Origin of the sequence: Actinoplanes sp. CA-252034, assembly GCF_050956125.1 — a bacterium.
GTDB lineage: Bacteria > Actinomycetota > Actinomycetes > Mycobacteriales > Micromonosporaceae > Actinoplanes.
On record NZ_CP191846.1, the window covers coordinates 8,127,943 to 8,146,469 of the forward strand.

General features: G+C 72.9%; 14 protein-coding genes, 1 tRNA gene and 1 pseudogene. 7 read left to right on the plus strand and 9 right to left on the minus strand.

Annotated elements, in window-relative coordinates; translation table 11 throughout:
- Positions 1-63: 63 nt before the first annotated feature.
- Entirely contained in the window at positions 64-645 is a 582-nt protein-coding gene (locus tag ACQPZW_RS36855; protein ID WP_433790623.1) for a hypothetical protein, read from the plus strand.
- A 3-nt stretch (positions 646-648) separates the two neighbouring features.
- Here ACQPZW_RS36855 and ACQPZW_RS36860 read toward each other — a convergent pair whose 3' ends face one another.
- Positions 649-1,242: a hypothetical protein gene (locus ACQPZW_RS36860; RefSeq protein WP_433790624.1), complete on the minus strand. Its 594-nt coding sequence runs from the start codon at positions 1,240-1,242 to the stop codon at positions 649-651.
- 219 nt (positions 1,243-1,461) lie between these two features.
- Positions 1,462-1,926: an Asp23/Gls24 family envelope stress response protein gene (locus tag ACQPZW_RS36865; RefSeq protein ID WP_433790625.1), complete on the minus strand. Its 465-nt coding sequence runs from the start codon at positions 1,924-1,926 to the stop codon at positions 1,462-1,464.
- 403 nt (positions 1,927-2,329) lie between these two features.
- Here ACQPZW_RS36865 and ACQPZW_RS36870 point away from each other — a divergent pair, with 403 nt between their 5' ends.
- The 3 genes from ACQPZW_RS36870 to ACQPZW_RS36880 all read left to right on the plus strand — a co-directional run bounded on the left by ACQPZW_RS36870 (position 2,330) and on the right by ACQPZW_RS36880 (position 4,558).
- The gene (locus ACQPZW_RS36870) at positions 2,330-2,689 is read left to right on the plus strand and encodes a PadR family transcriptional regulator (RefSeq protein ID WP_433790626.1); all 360 of its coding nucleotides are present in this window, start codon (positions 2,330-2,332) and stop codon (positions 2,687-2,689) included.
- Positions 2,686-3,657, plus strand: coding sequence for a permease prefix domain 1-containing protein (locus tag ACQPZW_RS36875; RefSeq protein WP_433790627.1), 972 nt, complete (start codon positions 2,686-2,688; stop codon positions 3,655-3,657). Before ACQPZW_RS36870 ends, ACQPZW_RS36875 begins: the two co-directional genes overlap by 4 nt.
- Before the next feature lie 289 nt (positions 3,658-3,946).
- On the plus strand, positions 3,947-4,558 hold the full coding sequence (locus ACQPZW_RS36880) for a hypothetical protein (RefSeq protein ID WP_433790628.1): 612 nt from the start codon (positions 3,947-3,949) through the stop codon (positions 4,556-4,558).
- A gap of 209 nt (positions 4,559-4,767) precedes the next feature.
- On the opposite strand, the gene ACQPZW_RS36885 is transcribed toward ACQPZW_RS36880, so the two are convergent.
- The 4 genes from ACQPZW_RS36885 to ACQPZW_RS36900 all read right to left on the minus strand — a co-directional run bounded on the left by ACQPZW_RS36885 (position 4,768) and on the right by ACQPZW_RS36900 (position 10,070).
- Entirely contained in the window at positions 4,768-6,564 is a 1,797-nt protein-coding gene (locus ACQPZW_RS36885; protein ID WP_433790629.1) for a thiamine pyrophosphate-requiring protein, read from the minus strand.
- 191 nt (positions 6,565-6,755) lie between these two features.
- Positions 6,756-8,534, minus strand: coding sequence for a selenocysteine-specific translation elongation factor (gene selB / locus ACQPZW_RS36890; protein ID WP_433790630.1), 1,779 nt, complete (start codon positions 8,532-8,534; stop codon positions 6,756-6,758).
- An 81-nt stretch (positions 8,535-8,615) separates the two neighbouring features.
- Positions 8,616-9,932, minus strand: a complete 1,317-nt coding sequence (gene selA / locus ACQPZW_RS36895) for an L-seryl-tRNA(Sec) selenium transferase (RefSeq protein WP_433790631.1) — start codon at positions 9,930-9,932, stop codon at positions 8,616-8,618.
- A gap of 45 nt (positions 9,933-9,977) precedes the next feature.
- Positions 9,978-10,070 (minus strand) — tRNA-Sec (locus ACQPZW_RS36900).
- A gap of 75 nt (positions 10,071-10,145) precedes the next feature.
- Here ACQPZW_RS36900 and selD point away from each other — a divergent pair.
- From selD to ACQPZW_RS36915, 3 genes are all read left to right on the plus strand, one after another.
- Positions 10,146-11,150 carry a selenide, water dikinase SelD gene (gene selD, locus ACQPZW_RS36905; protein WP_433790632.1) on the plus strand — a complete coding sequence of 335 codons (1,005 nt, stop codon included), beginning with the start codon at positions 10,146-10,148 and terminating at the stop codon, positions 11,148-11,150.
- 74 nt (positions 11,151-11,224) lie between these two features.
- Positions 11,225-11,623, plus strand: coding sequence for a response regulator (locus ACQPZW_RS36910; RefSeq protein WP_433790633.1), 399 nt, complete (start codon positions 11,225-11,227; stop codon positions 11,621-11,623).
- Positions 11,624-11,661: 38 nt separating this feature from the next.
- The gene (locus ACQPZW_RS36915) at positions 11,662-13,626 is read left to right on the plus strand and encodes a PAS domain-containing sensor histidine kinase (RefSeq protein ID WP_433790634.1); all 1,965 of its coding nucleotides are present in this window, start codon (positions 11,662-11,664) and stop codon (positions 13,624-13,626) included.
- Here ACQPZW_RS36915 and nrfD read toward each other — a convergent pair.
- The 3 genes and pseudogenes from nrfD to fdh all read right to left on the minus strand — a co-directional run bounded on the left by nrfD (position 13,587) and on the right by fdh (position 18,520).
- Positions 13,587-14,494, minus strand: a pseudogene (gene nrfD, locus ACQPZW_RS36920) (NrfD/PsrC family molybdoenzyme membrane anchor subunit). The gene ACQPZW_RS36915 and the pseudogene nrfD sit on opposite strands and share 40 nt — an antisense overlap.
- Positions 14,495-14,505: 11 nt before the next feature.
- The gene (locus tag ACQPZW_RS36925) at positions 14,506-15,342 is read right to left on the minus strand and encodes a 4Fe-4S dicluster domain-containing protein (protein WP_433790635.1); all 837 of its coding nucleotides are present in this window, start codon (positions 15,340-15,342) and stop codon (positions 14,506-14,508) included.
- Positions 15,332-18,520, minus strand: a complete 3,189-nt coding sequence (fdh, locus tag ACQPZW_RS36930; RefSeq protein ID WP_433790636.1) for a formate dehydrogenase — start codon at positions 18,518-18,520, stop codon at positions 15,332-15,334. Before fdh ends, ACQPZW_RS36925 begins: the two co-directional genes overlap by 11 nt.
- Between the last annotated feature and the right edge of the window lie 7 nt (positions 18,521-18,527).

The following is an 18,527-nucleotide window of genomic DNA, read 5'->3' on the forward strand; positions in this document are numbered from 1 at the left end:
CCACCGAAACCCGGTTGTAGGTTCAGCTGAGTCGATGGAAAGTGTTGATCAAGCTGGGGGAACGTGGATCACATGTGGGACGGCGGGGTGGATCTCGGCGAGCGACTGCGGGCGATGACGGTTACCGGCGCCTCCCCGGACGGTGCCGTCCGGGCGACGGTCACCGGGGACAACCGACTGTCACTGCGCTTTCAGCCGGGGACGTATCAGTGGTACGACGAGCGCGGACTGTCCCGGCAGCTGTCGGCTCTCGGCACCGTCACGTGGGTGGCGTGGACCCGGCAACGCGAGGAGGTCGTCCGGCTCGCGTCGGGCCGGAGCCGGAGCGAGGCGGAGCAGAGCCGGCAGAGCCACGACGGCCCCGGGCGGCAGGGCTTCGCCGACGGTCTACGGCGGCTGGAGTGCGAAGGCCGGTCCACCGAAGGCTCGGTACGCCTCAGCCTCTCCGGCGCCACCCGCTGGCAGGTCGAGATCGAGGAAGGCGCGCTCGGCGCCCGGACCGAGCACGCGTTCACCGACGAGGTCGTGACGGCGTTCGACGCTCTGATCCAGGACCGCCGATCGAGACTGGCGCTTCTCCGGGCCGCGCACTTCGACATCGGAGTGCCGGGGCGCTGGCTCCGGCGGGCGGCCGGGACCGACTGAGGTTCAGCGGGTGCCGCAGAAGCGCTGCAGCTCGTCGGAGGCGTTGGGGTCTATCCACTCGAAGGTGCCGCGCAGCAGGTCGGCCCGCTGGTCGACGGTGGTCACGGCGGCGGTCAGCTCGCCCCACGGCATGGTCACGTGGAGGAGGGTTCGCTCGATGCCGTACGGCAGGGACGGCAGTTTGTCGTCGGTGGTGGCGCGCAGTAGCAGGCCGGAGGTGGAGATGTCCTCGACGCGGCCGGTGAGCGGGACCAGCTGGCGGCCGTCCAGGTTCTCGATCTGGGCGGTGCCCACCGCGGGATAGGTGCCGGGCCGGCGGGCCGACGCGCGGCGCTGGACGACGTCGGTGGGGGCGTCGCCGATCACGGTGATCTGGTCGTTGCGCAGCTCGGTCTCGACCCAGGTCACCCCGGCCGACGTGACCAGCTCGAGGATGCCGAGGCGGCGGACGCCGGGGCCGTCGAGGCTGAGGACCGGGATCGGTGGCAGGTCGGCCAGGAACGGCGCGGCCACCTCGGCCAGGGAGACCAGGACGATCGGTTGCGTACCCGGGCAGCGCAGCGTCAGGCTGCTTCCCGCCGGTACGGTGATCATCATTCCCCCGGAGAAACGCCGTCGATGAACCGCACGTTACCGGCCCTCGAACGGCGTTTCCGGAATACCCGAAATGTCGGGAGCGTCGCCCTCCCGGCGGGTGGGACGTGACGCGGGAAGCCTGACCCCTGCGCCGGAAAAGCGGCCCCGGACTAGCCGAGCCCCGCCGGATTTGCCGAGCCCCGCCGGCCAGGCCGAGTCACGCGACGGCGGCGCGACGCGTCAGTGCTCCGCCAACCGGATGTCGTCGACCTTCACCGTGCACTCGCTGACGTGCAGGCCATAGCGCTCGACCGCCTCGATCACCACCGTGCGCACGGCCGCCGTGACGTCCGCGACGACCTCGCCCGCCGAGATCACCAGGATGACCGTGATCTCCACATCGGCGCCGTCCACCTTGGCCCACACGCCGCGGGTGGAGTCGCCCACCTTGTCGAGGCCGATCTTGTCGAGCACCGAGTTGAAGAACCGGGCCACGTCACCGCCGAGCTCCGCGACACCGGGCACCGACCGGGCCGCCGCCGACGCGATCTTCTCGATCACCTCGCGCTCGAACTTGGTCTCGCCCCGGAACGCCGCGACCTCGATCACCTCGGCGCCACCGTGCTGCGGCGGCACGGCCGGGACCACGGCCGGCAGGTAGAACTCCTGCGTCCGGTCCGCGTGGAACTCGGCCTCGTCACTCATATCCGTCCCTCTCGAATTCACAACGGCCCCGAGCCTACTAGTGAGAGCTCCTCAGACATCAAGGCACACCACGAGCCAATGTGAGTACGGCACACTCCATCCTCCACCCGCACCGATCCCGTCCCGTGGCATCCGCGCGACCGGAGCGCGACGCCCCGGCCGCAAGGCGCCTCACGGGCGTAGCGGCCCGTCACCGACCCACCGCGCAACGCCGTGAGCCGTTCGTGGTCAGGGCCTCACGCGTCGTCTGCTCCCACCGGGTGGACGCCCGGACGACCAGGACCCCGTCCCCGTCAGCGACGACGCGAAACAGTCTCTGGAGACCCCGGAGGGCGACTACAACTCCGTACCCACATCAGTGTTGCCGTTGTAATGGTGTGTGAGACACAGTATCGTGAGCGACATGACAATGGATGCGACGCTCTCCGGTCACCTGCAGGAGCTGCGCCGTGGCACGGTCGTCGTCGCGAGTCTCACCGTGCTCCGCACGCCGGGGTATGGGTACTCGCTGCTCGAGACGCTGAGCGCGGCCGGATTCGAGGTGGAGGCCAACACGCTCTACCCCCTGCTGCGGCGCCTGGAGTCCCAGGGCCTGCTGACCAGTGAGTGGAACACCGCCGAGGCCCGGCCGCGGAAGTTCTACCGCACCACCGAGCAGGGCGACGCCATCGCGGCGGCGCTGCGCGGCGAGTGGGCGCGGCTCGACGACGCGATCGGCGACCTGGACACCCCCGCCGGCACCGATTCAGGGAGCGACCTGTGACCACCCTCATCGACCGTTACGTCTTCACCGTGCTGCGCCGGGTTCCCGAGCAGCAGCGGTCCGACATCGAGCGCGAGCTGCGCACCTCCATCGACGACGCGGTCGACGCCCGGGTCGGCGCCGGCGTCGTTCACGGCACGGCCGTCGAGCAGACGCTGATCGAGCTCGGCGATCCCGACCGGCTGGCCGACGGATACGCCGACCGGCCCCGCTACCTGATCGGCCCGGCCGTCTACCCGGCGTGGAAGCGGCTGATCACCATGCTGCTGTCCGTCGTGCTGCCGGTCGTGGTCCTGCTCACGGTGGTCGTGCGGGTGCTCGGCGACGCCACGTTCGGCGAGGTCGTCGGCTCCGCCGTCACCACGATCCTCACCGTCGGCGCGCACATGACGTTCTGGTCGACGCTGACGTTCGCACTGCTGGAGCGGGGCGGGGTGACGCGGGCCGGGCTGCCGCGCCGGGAGTGGACACTCGACGACCTGCCCCGTTACGAGCCGGGGTTCCTGACTGCGGCGCAGCTGTGGTCGATGGTCATCTGGCCGGTGCTTGTGATCACCGCACTGGTCCTGCAGCAGTTCACTTTCACCACCGAGCCCGTGCTGGACCCGGCCAACTGGTCGTTCTGGTGGCCGTACCTCATCGTGGTCTTGATCCTCGAGGCTCTCTATGTCGTCTGGCTGTCGCGCCGCGGCGCCTGGTCGCGGACGGTGACGCTGGTCAATGCCGCCCTGGCCGTCCTGTCGGCCGGCCCGATCGTCTGGCTGGCCGCGACCGATCGGTTCTTCAACCCGGCCTGGCTCGCCACGCTGAACTGGGGCGACGCCGAGCCGCTGAACTGGCTCACCGGCATGGTCATCGTGATCGCGGTGGTCGGCGCGCTGTTCGACATCGTCGAGGTCGCCGTCCGCGCCGAGCGATCCCGCCGGGGTCTGGCCACCGCGGTCCCCGGAACCGAGCGGCTCGTCTGAGCGGGATCCCGTGAGGTTGCGCTCCCGCCCGGCCACGACCTCACGGGAGCGCCGACGCGAGCGGCAACCCCCGCCGCGAGCAGCAATGCCGACGGGAACGGCAACGCCGACGCGAGCAGCAATGCCGACGGGACGGCAACGCCGACGGGGTGCGGAGGCGCGATTCGCCTCAAGTCGGCGCATGGGGTGCCGATTCTCGCGGCACTACCGGAGAAGGCCCGGCCATGGACGGCCGGGCCTCGTGGTCTGCGAACCGCACACGGACGAGCGGGAAGGACTCGAGATCCCCATGACCCCATCAACACAGAACGATCTTCCGGTACGGGGTGACCGGTGGAGACCGTCGAACCCGCTACTGGAGAACGTGATCCAGAAGTACATCGACGAAGCCCAACGGGATGCCTGCGACACGACCGGCAACACCGGGACGATCACCGGCGGAGGTCTGGTGCTTGTCGGCCTCGGAATCATCCTGGCGCTCGGCACCGGCAATCCCCTGGCCGCGATCTTCGTGGTGATCGTGCTGGCGCTCGCCGGCCTCGCCTTCATGGGCGTCAAGGCGCCGCCGCTGCGCCTCGATCCACTGCAGATTCTCGCGCCGATGGGCGGTCCGGGCAACCTGCCGGCCGGCTACCTGGTGCACCCGCTCGCCTGGAAGGCCGGCATGCCGGAGTACCTGCGGGGTGTCCCGGAGCGCCGCCTGCGGATCGCCGTCGACCTGTGCCGCCGGCATCCGGGCGCCGTCACCGACCTGCTGCGCCTGGTGGAGCGGTCGGAGCGGTGGGTCGCCGAGAGGCAGCCTGGCAAGGACTTCAGCCCGGCCGGCCGGGACGCCGAGGTCGCCGTCTTCGCGAACCGCCTGATCGAACAGCAGATGCGTAACGTCCCGGTCGCCCGCTGACCGGACAGCGCCCCCGGCCGACGCCGGGGGCGCTTCGCCGTTGCGCCGAAGTCGGTCAGGCCGAAAAGCCAGCCGATCGAAGGCAGTCAGACCGACAAGCCAGCCGATCGAAGTCAGTCAGGCCGACAAGCCGGCAATCGAAGTCGGTCAGGCCGAAAAGCCGACCGATCGAAGGCAGCCAGACCGAAAAGCCAGCCAATCGAAGCCGGTCAGGCCGGATCGTCGAAGCCCTCGTCGGCCCGCTCGCGGCGCAGGTGGGCCTCGGCACGGCGGGCGACCGGCCCGGGTTCCGCGGCCAGCCCCTGGTACATGGATTTCACCTGGTCGTACGGCCGGCCGGGCGGCAGCAGCGGCACAGCCGGGTCGGTGACGGCCTCGATGACGACGGGACGATCGGCGGCGAGGGCCTCCTCCCAGGCCGCGACCATCTCGTCCGGTGTGGTGACGCGCACGCCGCGAAGGCCGAGAAGCTCGGCCCACCGGGCGTACGGCACTCCGGGCAGCCGCTGTGACGCGGGGAAGCGGGGCTCGCCCTCGGTCTCCCGCTGCTCCCAGCTCACCTCCGCCAGGTCGCCGTTGTCGAGCACGCACACCACGAACCGGGGATCGGCCCAGTCTCGCCACCGGTCGGCGACGGTGACGAGCTCGGCGAGCCCGCTCATCTGCATCGCCCCGTCACCGGACAGGACGACCACCGGGCGGCCGGGCGCGGCGAGTTTGGCGGCCAGGCCGTACGGGATGCCGCACCCCATCGACGCGAGCGTGCTCGACAGGTGGGCGGGTACACCGCGGGGCAGGCACAGGTGCCGGGCGTACCAGTAGACGACCGAACCGACATCGACAGCGACCTGCGCGTCGGCGGGCAGCCGCCCGGTCAGCGAACGGACCACGTGCTGCGGGTTCACCGGCTCGGCGACGGCGGCGGCACGGGACGCGCCGATCAGGTGCCAGCGGCGTGTCCACTCCTCGACGCGCCCGGCCCAGGCACCGGGTTCCCGGGCGGGCACCAGGGCGAGCAGGGCGCGTACGGTCTCCGCGGCATCCCCGAGCAGCGGCACCTCGACGGGGTAGCGGATGCCGAGCCGCCGCCCGTCGATGTCGATCTGCACGGCCCGTGCCTGGCCGGGTCGCGGATAGAACTCGGTCCACGGGTCGTTGGTGCCGATCAGCAGCAGGGTGTCGCAGTGCCGCATCAGCTGCTCGCTGGCGGTGGTGCCGAGGTGCCCCATGACGCCGGTGTGCCGGGGCAGGCTCTCGTCGAGGACCGGCTTGCCGAGCAGGGACGCGGTGATGCCCGCCCCGAGCCGGTCGGCCAGTTCGCCGATCTCCGCCGCGGCCCCGTACGCGCCCTGCCCGACCATGATCGCCACCCGTTCGCCGGCGGCGAGCACCGCGGCCGCCTCCCGCAGGTCCTCGTCGCGGGGCACGAGACGGGCGGGGCGCAGGCCGGGGCTGGTCACCATCACCCCGTGCTCATGGGCGCCCGGGTCGGGCGCCGGCAACTGCTGCACGTCGTGCGGGAGGATCACGCAGGTCGGGCTGCGGGTGGCCAGGGCGGTGCGGAACGCGCGGTCGAGCAGCATCGGCACCTGTTCGGCGGTGTGCGCGGCCTGCACGAACTGGGCGCACACGTCGCCGAAGAGCCGCACCAGGTCGATCTCCTGCTGGTAGGCGCTGCCGAGGACGCTGGACATCTGCTGGCCGACGATCGCAACGACCGGCTGGGAGTCGAGGCGGGCGTCGTAGAGGCCGTTGAGCAGGTGCACCGCGCCGGGGCCCTGGGTGGACAGGCAGACACCCACGCCGCCGGTGTACTTGGCGTGCCCGACGGCCATGAACGCGGCCGCCTCCTCGTGCCGGGCCTGCACGAACGCCGGTTCGCCGGCGCGCCGCAGGGCGCCGATGACCCCGTCGATGCCGTCGCCGGGGTAGCCGAACACGCGGGGCACACCCCACGCCGTCAGCCGTTGCACCACCACGTCCGAGACCGTCTGATCCGTCGCCATCCCCGCCGACTACCCGGGCGCGGGCGAATCAACCGGCACGCGACCACAGGAGCGAGCCGGCCGATCAGCGCCATCCGAGAACGAGGCGCCACCCGAAACGAGGCACCACCCGAAACGAGGCGCCACCCGAAACGAGGCACCACCCGAAACGAGGCACCACCCGAAACGAGGCACCACCCGAACGGGAGAGGTCAGCCGTGGGGCGAGGCGGCGGGCGCCTCGGGGCGGATCAGGCGGCGGTCGTCGGGGAGACGTTCGGTGGCGCCGGTACGGTCGAGCAGCTCCAGCAGGGGCACGGCGACCCGGCGGGTGGTGTCGAGGGCGCGCCGGGCCTCGCTGAGGGTGAACGGCTGGGGCAGGGCGGCCAGCACGCGTACCGCCCGGGCCGGGGTGTCCGGGGGAAGCAGGACGTTGCCGTCGAGCCGGATCGCCAGGCCGGCCCGGACGGCGGCGCCGATCTGGCGGGCGCCGAGGCCGAGCTCGGTCAGCCGGCCGGCCTCGGGTGCGGCGAACGGGCGGCCGGCGAGTCCCGCGAAGGCCTCCCGGACGGCGGTCGTGAGCGTCTCCGGAACGGTGGGCTCGCCCGCGCCGACCCGGCCGTCGCGGATTCGCAGCGGTGGCCGGACCAGGGCCTCGACCAGGGCGCGGTCGGGCAGGCCGAGACGGTGGCGCAGCGCTTCGAGCGGGGCGCCGGGTTCGAGCGGGTGCCCGGCGGTGTGCCGGGTGACCTCGTCGGCGAGGCGCTGCCGCAGCTCCTCCCAGTGGCCCGGGTCGGCGAGCCAGTCCCCCGCGACCGGTTCGATGTCGGTGGGTACGCCCAGCCGTCGCAGGTCGTCGCGGCGGATCAACCGTCGGCGGCGCAGCTCATCGGCCGGGTCGGGCGCGCCGTCCAGGCGGGCCAGGTCGGCGGCGCGGCGGGCGGCGGCGCCGCGCCGGGTGAGGGTGGGCGGTGCGGCGTCGAGGACGGTGACGCCCCCGGCGATGTGGTGGCGGCCCGGATCGCGCAGCAGGGCCCGGTCACCGAAACGCAGCGGCAGTGGCCGGCGCAGCCGCAGCCGGGCGGTGTCGGCGCCGAGCGGCCGCACCCGGACCGGGACCGCCGCGGAGCCGGCGTGCAGGGTGAGGGTGGCGGGCAGGCCGGCGACGGCGTCACCGTGGACGCGGACGTCGACGAGGTCGGTGAGCCGGAACCGGCCGGGGGTGAGCAGGGCGGCGCCGCGGGCGATCATGTCGCGGTCGACGCCGCGCAGGTTGACGGCGACCCGGGCGACGGCGGCGACGTCGCCGGCCGGCGTTCCGAGGGACTGCAGGCCGCGGACGCGGACGCGCCGGGGCGGGCCGGTGAGCTCCAGCTCGTCGCCGGTGTGCAGGACTCCCCCGCCGAGGGTGCCGGTGACCACGGTGCCGGCGCCGCGGATGGTGAAGGCCCGGTCGATCCAGAGCCGGACGTCGGCGGTGGTGTCCGGTGCGGGCAGGGCGGCGGCGAGCCGGTCGAGGGCGGCGCGCAGGTCGTCGAGGCCGGTGCCGGTGTGCCCGCTGACGGCGACGGCCTCGACCGGGCCGAGGGAGGTGGCGGCGATCCGGGCGGCGGCGTCGGTCAGCGCCGGGGCCGGGTCGGCCAGATCGGTACGGGTGACCACGAGCAGCCCGTGCCGGACCCCGAGCGCGTCCAGGGCGGCCAGGTGCTCCGCGGACTGTGGTTTCCAGCCCTCGTCGGCGGCGACCACGATCATCACGGCCGGGACCGGCCCGATCCCGGCGAGCATGTTGGGCACGAACCGTTCGTGGCCGGGCACGTCGACGAACGCGACGGGCGCTCCGGAGGGCAGGGTGGTCCAGGCGAACCCGAGGTCGATGGTCATGCCGCGGCGGCGCTCCTCGGCCCACCGGTCGGGTTCCATGCCGGTGAGCGCGCGGACCAGGGTGGACTTGCCGTGGTCGACGTGCCCGGCGGTGGCGACGACGTGCACGTCAGCCTCCGCCGGCAAACGGGGCGGCGTGCACGTCAGCCCCCGGCAGCAGTTGAGGCGGCGAGGATCGCGGCGTGCACGTCAGCCCCCGGCAGCGGAGGAGGCGGCGAGGATCGCGGCGTGCACCGTGTCGTCGGCGACGGCCGGTACGCAGCGCAGGTCGAGCAGCAGCCGTCCCTTCTCGACCCGGCCGGCCACCGGGGGACGGCCGGTACGCAGCGCGGCCGCGTACCGCTCGGGTAGCGACAGCGCCCACGACGGCAGTTCGAGCCCGGGGGCGCCACCGCCACCGACGACCGCGGCCGACGGGGTGACGGTGGCGTCGACTCCGGCGGCGGCCACCCGTTCGCACAGCCGGGTGGTGCGGTCGCGCAGCACGTCCGGGTCGGCGTGCAGCGCCCGCCGGGTGGGGGTGGCCGGCCCCTCGAGGGTGGCGTGCAGGGCGGCCAGGGTGAGTTTGCCGACCCGCAGGGCGCGGGCGAGCGGGTGCCGGCGCAGGCGTTCGATCAGGGCCGCCTCGCCGAGCAGCAATCCCGCCTGCGGGCCGCCGAGCAGCTTGTCGCCGCTGGCCACGACGAGGGCGGCCCCGGCTCGCAGGGCGCCGGCGGCGTCCGGTTCGTCGGGGAGCAGCGGGTCGGGGGCGAGGAGCCCGGAGCCGATGTCGGCGACGACCGGCACGCCGAGGCCGGTCAGCTCGCCGATGCCGGCGGCGCTGGTGAAGCCGCGCATCACGAAGTTGGACGGGTGGACCTTGAGGATGAAGCCGGTGGCCGGGCCGACGGCTGCGGCGTAGTCGGCGGCCGACGTGCGGTTGGTGGCGCCGACCTCGCGCAGCCGGGCCCCGGTCGACTCCAGCAGGTCGGGCAGCCGGAACCCGTCGCCGATCTCCACCATCTCGCCGCGGCTCACGATGATCTCGCGGCCGGCGGCGAGCGCGGTGGCGGCCAGCACGAGAGCGGCGGCGCCGTTGTTGACGACGTGGACGGCCCCGGCGGCGGGGACGGCGGCGGCCAGTGCGGTGAGGGTGGCGCGGCCTCGGCGGGCGCGACGGCCGGTGGCCAGGTCGAGCTCGACGTCGGTGTGCCCGCTCGCGGCGGTGACCGCCTCGATCGCGGCGGCGGACAGCGCGGCCCGGCCCAGGTTGGTGTGCAGGACGGTGCCGGTGGCGTTGAGGACCGGGAGCAGGCCGCCGGGCGTCGCGGGCAGAGTGGCGAGGGCGGTGTCGGCGACGGCTGCGGGGTCCAGGTCGCCGGCCCGCGCGAGCTGCTGGGCGGCGATGACCGCGGCCTTGACCGGGGCTCGGCCGAGGCGGCCGGCGGCGGCGATCAGGCGGGGGTCGTTCAACACCTCGTCGGTACGGGGCACCCGTCGCCGGGGATCCGCGGTGCCGTGCTCCATCCGTACCCCCGCGGGATGTTGATCTCGAAAGGAACGACCCGAAGGCGGAGGCGGACGGGAATCGAACCCGCCTGACCCGGATCCCGGGCCACGTCGGTGTTGAAGACCGCGAGGAGCACCAGCAACCTGAACGCCTCCGCCGATCACCGTATCCCCGCTGACCGGTTTGTGCTCGCCGGGCCGGTCCGCGGCATCTGTGCGAGAGTGCGAGGCATGACGCAGACGGCGGCGGTCCGGCTCACGCAGTACGCGCACGGCGGCGGTTGTGCCTGCAAGATCCCGCCCGGTGAGCTGGAGCAGATGGTGGCCGGGCTGGTCGGCGCCGAGCCGCCGCGGGGGCCGGGTGAGCTGCTGGTCGGCCTGGACGACGGGGACGACGCGGCGGTGGTGCGGATCGCGGCCGGCACCGCCGTGGTGGCGACGGCGGACTTCTTCACGCCGGTGGTGGACGACGCCTACGACTGGGGGCGGATCGCGGCGGCCAACGCGCTCTCCGACGTGTACGCGATGGGCGGCGTCCCGGTCGTCGCGGTGAACCTGCTGGGCTGGCCGCGTGACGTGCTGCCGATGGAGCTGGCGGCCGAGGTGCTGCGCGGCGGTCTGGACGTGGCGCGGGAGGCGGGCTGTCATGTGGCCGGGGGGCACAGCGTCGACGATCCGGAGCCCAAGTACGGCATGGCGGTCACCGGGGTCGCCGATCCGGCCCGGCTGATGCGCAACGACGCGGGGGTGCCGGGGGTGCCGCTGACGTTGACGAAGCCGCTGGGCGTGGGTGTGCTCAACAGCCGGCACAAGGCGACCGGTGAGGTGTTCGCGCAGGCGATCGCGGCGATGACCACCCTGAACCGGGCGGCGGCCGAGGCGGCGCTGGCGGCGGGTGTGGTCTGCGCCACCGACGTGACCGGCTTCGGGCTGCTGGGCCATCTGCACAAGCTGGCCCGGGCCAGTGGGGTGACGGCCCGGATCGATCCGGCGGCGGTGCCGTATCTGGAGGGGGCGCGGGAGGCGCTGCGGGACGGTCACGTCAGTGGCGGGACCCGCCGCAACCTGGAGTGGGTGCGGCCGCACACCGATGCCGGCACCGTGCCTGAGCAGGAGTTGCTGCTGCTCGCGGACGCGCAGACGTCCGGAGGTCTGCTGATTGCGGGTGAGGTTCCGGGGTACCCGGTAATCGGTGAACTGGTGCCGGCCCGCGACGGTGTGACGGTGACTTTCTAGCGCCTCAGCGGTGCGGACCGGGTGCCGATCTGTGGTGCGGCAGGTTCAGGAGCGGCGAGGAACTGGACGGTGCGATGGCGCTCATCGTGGTGGCCGAGGACGACGGGGACATCCGTGAGGTGATGACGCGGGTGCTGCGGCGTGCTGGTCACACCGTGGTGGAGACGGATGACGGCGCGCAAGCGTTGGAGGCGGTCCGCGAGCAGCGGCCGGACATCCTGGTGAGTGACATCGACATGCCGCGGATGTCGGGGGTGGAGCTGTCGCGGGCGCTGCGGGCGGAGCCGGCGACGCGGGACCTGCCGGTGGTGTTCGTCAGCGGCAGCCTGGCGCCGGGCGACTCCCGGCCGGGCCTGGCGCAGGCGACGGCGGTGCTGTTCAAGCCGTTCCTGCCGCGGGAGTTGTCGGTGTGCGTGGAGAAGGTGCTCAACAGTGGGCACACCCACGGGCAGGAGCCGTCGGTCTGCCCGTAACGGGCTCGGGTCATCGACCGACCGACTAAGGTGACGATATGGGCGATATGTCGGAAAAACTCGACTATCGGAGGCTGTTCGCGGGCGCACCGGTCGCACTCCTCGTTCTCGACCCCGACCTGGTCATCGTCGAGGCCAACGACGCCTTCGTGACGGGCGCCATGAGCACACGCGAGGCACTGGTGGGCCGGCCGATGTTCGACGCGTTCCCGGACAACCCGCAGAACCCGGCCGCCAACGGCGTGGCGACGCTCGGCGCCTCCCTGCAGCGGGTCCGCACCGAACTCGTCGCCGACATCATGGAGATCCTCAGATACGACGTCCCTCAGCCCCACGGCGGCTTCGACCACCGCTGGTGGTCGCCGGTGAACGTGCCGGTCCTCGGTGCGGACGGGCGACTGCGCTGGATCATCCACCGGGTCGAGGACGTGACGGAGTGGGTGCGGGCCGGCCAGGCCGGAGACGAGCGGATCCAGGCCGAGACGTACGCGCGGCTGCGCCTGCAGGAACGCCAGGAGGTCCTGGAAGCCGTCGTCGACAGCCTCGACGTGGCCGTGGTCGGCAGCGACGCGAACGGGATGCCGGTGCTGTTCAACGACGCCGCCCGGACGCTGATCGGCGAGCGGATCGCCGAGATGCCGGCCGCCCAGTGGGGTGCGCACCTGCACCTGCACCACCCGGACGGCCGGCCGATCGGCGACGACCTGCCGCTGCTGCGGGCACTGCGCGGCGAACCGGTTCGCGACGCGGAGGTGATCCGTCGCACGCCGGACCGGGCCCGCCGGGTGTTCCGCGTGCACAGCCGCCCCGTCGACGGGCTGTCCGCAGTGGCCGCCGTCGTGGCGATCCACGAGGTCACCGAAGCCCGGCGGGCGGCCCGGCTGCACGAGTGCGAACTGGCGGTCGCGAAGGTGGTGGCCGCCGGGGGAACCGACGAGCAGGTGCTGGGCGAGGCGGTCCGGTTGATCGGCACGCTGATCGGCTGGGACCAGGTCGAGTTGTGGACCTGCGACGACACGGCGGGATTGCCGCGCCTGACCGCCCGATGGGCCGATCCGGTGGACGGTGCCGTGTCGGGGCTGGAGCTGGCGACGCTGGCCTGCGAGCGACGGCGCCCGATCGTGGAGCCGTCGGCGCTGGCGGTGCCACTGCCCAGCGGGCCGGAGGTGCTGGGCGTGCTGGTCTGCCGGACCGCGGCGGCCGACATCCCGGAGGATGTCAGCGCCGGCCTGGTCGGCGGGCTCGCCCCCGCCGTGGGGCTGTTCCTGGCCCGCCTCCGCGCCGAACGGCTCACCACCGAGCTGGACCGCGCCCACGACCAGTACATCGCGCTGGCCGGGCACGAGCTGCGCACCCCGCTGACCACCATCCAGTCGTACACCGATCTGCTGCTGGACGAGCCCGGCCTGACCGACGACCAGCGGCACATGCTCACCGCCATCGAACGCAACGCGGCCGGACTGCGCGCCGTCGTGCTGAAACTGCTCGACGTCGCCGCGCTGCGGTCCGGGCGCCTGGACATGAGCATCCAGCCCGCCGACCTGGCCGCGATCGTCCGGGACGCGGCAGCGGGCAGCGATCACCGGATACGCATCGACACGCCCGCCACGATGCCGATCGACGGTGACCCGGCCCGGCTCCGGCAGGCGGTGGAGGAGCTGCTCGCGAACGCGCGGACCTGGGCGGCGGACGGCTCGGGCGTCGACGTGAGGCTGTCGGCCGACCGGCACACCACGGTGCTGTCGGTGTCCAATCAGGGACAGCCGGTCCGTGACGAGGAACGCGACCTGCTGTTCGACCTGTTCTACCGTGGCGCCGACGCACGCCGCCGGGGTGTGCCCGGCAGCGGGCTGGGCCTGAGCCTGGCCCGGGCGGTCGTCGAACAGCACGGGGGACACTCACCCTCGACGAGTCGGCGGACGGGACCACCACGTTCAAGGTCTGCCTCCCGGACCGCCGGCCGTCAGGCTGACCGGCCCTCCCGCTGCGGCACGACCGTGTAGCGCGGGTCCTTCGCCGAGGCGACCCCGCCGTCGAAGACGCCGAAACGGGTGGCCAAGGCGGCCGCCAGCAGGGACACCCCGGACAGCGCCGACACCGCCCGGCTGCGGCGGCCCAGCAGCGCCCCGGCCACGCCCAGCGCGGTCAGGGCCCGCCCAGCACGCAGCAGCCGCCCGGCACGCCCGGTGGTGTACGGCTCGCTGAGCAGGCCTTTCGTCGTCTCGATGCGGTGGGCGCCGTACAGCTCGAGGGCGGCGCCGAGCACCGCCATCCGCCGGGCCGGGCCGGTCTGCGCGGTCGGCGCGGCGATCAGCCCGACACCGGCGCCGCTGGCCAGGGCGCTGCCCGCGAAGATCAACGGCAGGTCCGGGTACGCGGCGTGCCAGCTCGGCGTGGCGGTGTCGGAGAGCAGCACGGCCGTGTACGTGGCCAGCGCGGGCGCCAGGACGGCCGCGCCGTACTGCCCTACCGTGCCCAGCACGGTCACCGGGCGGCGCAGCGGGCCGGGCAGCAGCGGGGCGGCCTCGGCGACCGCGGCCGCCCCGGCGGCACCACCGAACGCGCTGAGGATCCAGGTGCCCACCGACATCGGCGAGGTCGGCTTGGCCACCCGCAGCATGTGGTGGAACCGCGACGGCCGGCCCAGGTCGTTGATCAGGAAGTAGGTGCTGGCGATCAGGGCGCCGAGGGCGGTGGTGCGCCCGGCCCGGCGCAGGGCGGGCCGCCCGGTGGCGTCCCCGCCCGCGGCCAGCAGCGCCGATCCGGCGGCCAGACCGCCGGTGAACAGGTAGGCGGCGATGTCGTGCCGCCACACCGGGGCCGCACGATCGGCCGGCCGTAGTACGAGCGGAAGTCGGCCTTCGGCACCATGGCCCGCTCTTTCACGATCCACCCCCACCCAGGAAGGACACCACCACGGCCGCGGCCATCGCCAGCCCGGCCAGCCCCGCCCGCCGCCACATGGCCGGCAGGTCACGCGTCGGCACGACCGGGGCCGGCGGCAGGCCGTACACCTCGGGCTCGTCGAGCAGCAGGAAGAACGCGCCGTTGCCGCCGACGCCGTCGTCCGGGTCGTGGCCGTACAACCTGGCCTCGCCCACACCGTGAGTGTGCAGGGCCCGCACCCGGGCGGCGGCGCGCTCGCGCAACTCGCCGACCTCACCGAACTGGATGGACTCGGTGGGGCACGCCTGGGCGCAGGCGGGGGTCAGGCCGTCGCCGACCCGGTCGTAGCAGAGCGTGCACTTCCACGCCCGGCCGTCGTCCCTACGCTGGTCGATGACGCCGTAGGGGCAGGCCGGGATGCAGTAGCCGCAGCCGTTGCAGATGTCCTCCTGCACCACGACGGTGCCGAACTCGGTGCGAAACAGCGACCCGGTCGGGCACACGTCGAGGCAGCCGGCCTGCGTGCAGTGCTTGCACACGTTGGACATCATCAGCCAGCGCACGTCGCCCGGACCGGACCCGGCCTCGACCTCGGCCAGCACGTCGGTGGTGACCGGCTGCTCGATGAACGCCACGTGCCGCCACGAGTTCGCCGACAGGCCGCCGGTGTTGTCGTAGGAGTGGCCCAGCAGCTCGAACCCGTCGTCGGGGACCGCGTTCCACTCCTTGCACGCCACCTCGCACGCCTTGCAGCCGATGCAGACGCTGGTGTCGGTGAAGAACCCCATCCGCGGCTGCGGATCGGGCCAGCCACCCAGGTTGTCAGCCGTCATGGCCCTCCGCCCGTCTGCGGTACTCCTCGACGTACGCGAGAAGGTCCTTGCCCGTCGGCCGCCGGCCCGGCCGGATGTCGCTGGTGCCGACCTTGCTCTCCTGGATCAGCACGTTCGGGTCCAGCACGATGCCGATCAGGTCGTTGGCCGAGTCACCGGTGACCAGGCCCGAGCTGCCCCAGTGGTAGGGCATCCAGATCTGGTGGATGATCCGGCCGTCCACGCGCAACGGGCGCAACCGGTCGGTGACCAGCACCCGCGCCTCGATCGCGGCCCGGCTGGTGATCACGTGCGCCCACCCGTGGTGCTCCAGGCCGCGTTCGGCGGCCAGCGCCGGCGACACCTCGACGAACATCTCCGGCTGCAACTCCGACAGGTACGCCAGCTGCCGGCTCATGCCGCCCGCGGTGTGGTGCTCGGTGAGCCGGCTGGTGCTGAACACGTACGGGAACACCGGCGACGCCGGATTGATCGGGTTGTCGTCCCGGTCGTACCGCTTGCGCGTGGGGTTGGCCCCCTGCCGGTAGAGCGGGTTGCCGATCGGTGACTCGGCCGGCTCGTAGTGGGTGGGCATCGGGCCGTCGATGAGACCGCTCGGCGCGTACAGCCAGCCCTTCCCGTCGCCCTGCATGATGAACGCGTCGTCACCGGCGATCGCCGCGACCCCGCTCGCGCCCTCGGGCGGCCGGTAGGACGGCGGCTTCGTCCTCTCGAAGTCGGGCACGTCGTAGCCGGTCCACTCGCCCGCCTCCGGGTCCCACCACACGTACTTCTTCCGCTCCGACCAGGGCCGGCCCTCGGGGTCGGCCGAGGCGCGGTTGTAGAGGGTGCGCCGGTCCGACGGCCACGCCCAGCCCCACTCCCGGGCCACCCAGTCCTGCTCGATGCCGGGCCGGCGGCGGGCGGCCTGGTTGACGCCGCCGGAGAACACCCCGGAGTAGATCCAGCACCCGCAGGCGGTGGACCCGTCGGCCCTCAGATCGGTGAAGCCGGACAGCGGCGCGCCGGTGGCCACGTCGTAGCCGTTGATCTCGCGCAGCACGTCCTCACCGGACGGCTCCTCGTCCGGCCAGTTCAGGCGCAGGACCGCCTGGTCACGGGGCAGCGTCGACCCGGCCAGCCGCTCCCGGACCAGCCGGCCCAGGTGGTGGAAGAACCACAGCTCCGAGCGGCAGTCGCCGGGCGGGTCGAGGGCCTTCTCCCGCCACTGCAGCAGCCGCTGCGTCTGGGTGAAGGTGCCCTCCTTCTCGGCGTGCGACGCGGCCGGCATCAGGAACACCTCGGTGCTGCACCGCTCGGGGACGATCTCGCCGGTGGCGACCTCCGGCCCGTCCTTCCAGAACGTGGCGCTCTCGATGGCGAACAGGTCACGCACCACCAGCCAGTCCAGGTTGGCCATGCCGAGCCGCTGGGCCCGGCCGTGCGCGGAGCCGACCGCCGGGTTCTGACCGAGCAGGAAGTAGCCCCTGATCTTCCCGTCGATCATGTCGAGGACCTGCCGGTAGGTGCCGTGGTCGCCGGTCAGGCGGGGCAGCCAGCCGTACCCCCAGTCGTTGTCCGCGGTGGCGGCGTCGCCGAAGTAGGCCCTCAGCAGGCTCACCGCATACGCCTCGGCGTCGGCCCAGAACCCCTTCTGCTCGGGATGCCGGATGGCGTCCACCCACTGCCGGAACGTCTCGTGCTGCCGGTGGTGCGGCATCGGCAGATAGCCGGGCAGCAGGTTGAACAGCGTCGGGATGTCGGTCGACCCCTGGATGCTGGCGTGCCCGCGCAGCGCCATCACCCCACCGCCGGGCCGGCCCATGTTGCCCAGCAACAGCTGGATGATCGCGCCGGTGCGGATGTACTGCACCCCCACGCTGTGCTGGGTCCAGCCCACCGAGTAGACCAGCGCCGTCGTCCGCTCCCGGCCCGAGTTCGCGGTCCAGGCCTCGCAGACCTCCAGGAACTTCTCCGGGGGTACGCCGCACACGCGCTCGACCATCTCCGGCGTGTAGCGGGCGTAGTGCCGTTTCAGGATCTGGTAGACACAGCGCGGGTGCTGCAGCGTCGGGTCCCGGGGCACGCCGGCCGGGATCGGCGGGCCGTGCGACTCCTGCTCCAGGCCGGACGCGGTCTCCCGGTCGGCGTGCGCCTCGCCCTCCTCCTGGCCCTCGTCCTCCTGCCCCTCGTACTGCCAGCTCGTCTGGTCGTAGACGTTCAGCTCGGGGTCGTAGCCGGAGAACAGCCCGTCGAGGTCCTCGGTGTCACGGAACCCCGCACCGACGATCATCGACGCGTTGGTGTACGCGACCACGTACTCCCGGAAGTCCTTCTCGTTGCCGAGGATGTAGTTGACCACCCCGCCCAGGAACGCGATGTCAGCCCCGGCCCGCATCGGCACGTAGGTGTGCGCGAGCGCGCTGGTCCGGGTGAACCGCGGATCGATGTGGATCACCTTGGCGCCGCGGTTCTTCGCCTCCACCACGTACTGGAACCCCACCGGATGGGCCTCCGCCATGTTGGAGCCCTGGATGACGATGCAGTCGGCGTTAGCCAGATCCTGGAGGAATCCGGTGGCCCCGCCACGGCCGAAGCTGGCTCCCAGACCGGGAACGGTGGCGGAGTGTCAAATACGCGCCTGGTTCTCGATCTGGATCGCGCCGAGCGCCGTGAACAACTTCTTGATCAGATAGTTCTCTTCGTTGTCCAGGGTGGCGCCGCCGAGACTCGCGATGCCCAGCGTCCGGTTCAGCGGGCGGCCCGCCTCGTCGGCGTCCTCCCAGGTCCGCTCACGCGCCTCGACGACCCGGTCGGCGATCATGCTCATCGCCGTGTCGAGGTCGAGCTCCTCCCAGTCCGTCGCGAACGGCCGCCGGTAGAGCACGCTGCGCAGCCGCCGGTCGCTGGTGACCAGGCTCTTGCTGGCCGAGCCCTTCGGGCAGAGCCGCCCCCGGGAGATCGGGCTGTCCGGGTCGCCCTCGATCTGGACGACCTCGCCGTCCTTGACGAAGATCCGCTGCCCGCAGCCGACCGCACAATACGGGCACACCGACCGGGCCACCGAGTCGGCCGACCCGGTGCGCGCGGTCAGCTCCCGCGAGCGCGGCGACTGCGCGGCCGCGCCCCGGCCCAGTGGGTCGGTGCCGGTGAGCTGCCGATAGACCGGCCAGCCCTCGATCCAGGTGCGCACACCCATGAACCGA